Annotated in this window: 1 protein-coding gene; it reads left to right on the forward strand. The window is 59.7% G+C overall.

Annotation, left to right across the window (positions count from 1 at the left end; all coding sequences use genetic code 11):
• Positions 1-113 precede the first annotated feature (113 nt).
• Positions 114-1,151 (forward strand): IS481 family transposase, encoded by a 1,038-nt coding sequence (locus tag FFS49_RS41795; protein WP_059452523.1) that lies wholly within the window; start codon positions 114-116, stop codon positions 1,149-1,151.
• Positions 1,152-1,203 lie beyond the last annotated feature (52 nt).

Here is a 1,203-nt window from a genome sequence, read left to right on the forward strand (position 1 = left end):
TGCGGTGGACTAGACTAAATCTGACAGTGGTTGGTTTTTCATGCTGGCGCGCATTAGCGCGAAGGGCGTAGCCCGCAGCGGCAATGCGCGCCGCGAACAGCAAGGAGTCCACCATGACTCAGGAGCAGAAGGTAATTCGTGCCAAGGTCGGCATACTCGAGTTGGCCCGGCAGCTCGGCAACGTCAGCCAGGCCTGTCGCGTGATGGGTTACTCGCGCGACAGCTTCTACCGATTTAAGGAACTGTACGATCGAGGCGGTGAAGCTGCGCTGCAGGAGATTTCCCACCACCGGCCGCTGCTCAAGAACCGCGTGGATCCGCAGGTCGAGGCCGCCGTTGTCGAACTGGCCCTCGAATTGCCAGCCTACGGTCAGGTGCGTATCGCCAACGAGGTCCTCAAACGGCATGCTCTGTCCGTCTCGCCCCAAGGCGTCCGTAGCATCTGGTTGCGCCACGATCTGGAGACCATGCCGAAGCGCCTGAAGGCCTTGGAAGCCAAGTCCGCCCAGGAGGGGTTGGTGCTGACCGAGGCGCAGCTCGTCGCGCTCGAACGAGCCAAGCACGAGAAGGAAGTGCACGGCGAATTCGAGTCCGAATGTCCGGGCTACTGCGGCGCGCAGGATACGTTCTATGTCGGCAGCCTCAAGGGCGTCGGCCGTGTCTACCAGCAAACTTTCGTCGATACCTACTCGAAGGTTGCGTTCGCCAAGCTCTACGATCGCAAGACACCCTTGCCGGCGGCGGACCTGCTCAACGATCGCGTTGTCCCGTTCTTCGACGGCTTTGGCATTCCGCTGCTACGCGTGCTGACAGACCGCGGCACCGAATACTGCGGCAACCCCGAGCATCACGAATACGAGCTGTATCTGGCCTTGGAGGACATCGACCATACCCGAACCAAGGCCAAGTCGCCGCAAACCAACGGGATCGTCGAACGGCTGCACAAGACCATGCTCAACGAGTTCTATCGCATCGTCTTCCGCAAGAAGATCTACGACTCGATCGCCACCTTGCAGACGGACCTTGATGCGTGGCTCGACCAGTACAACAATGAACGAGAGCATCAGGGGCGCTGGTGTTACGGCAAGACGCCGATGCGCACTTTCCTCGATTCGCTCGATCTCGCCAAGGAGAAACTCATCCCCCATTGATGACTCGTTCTTTGTCGGCCCGACTACCTGTCAGATCAAGTCCCGGCTAATA

It is taken from the genome of Burkholderia sp. 4NA327C6, assembly GCF_005502655.1.
GTDB classification, from domain to species: Bacteria; Pseudomonadota; Gammaproteobacteria; order Burkholderiales; family Burkholderiaceae; genus Burkholderia; species Burkholderia contaminans.

Excerpts from the sequence above, each read along its gene's own strand:
- FFS49_RS41795 (WP_059452523.1), top strand. The coding sequence starts at position 114 with ATGACTCAGGAGCAGAAGGTAATTCGTGCCAAGGTCGGCATACTCGAG.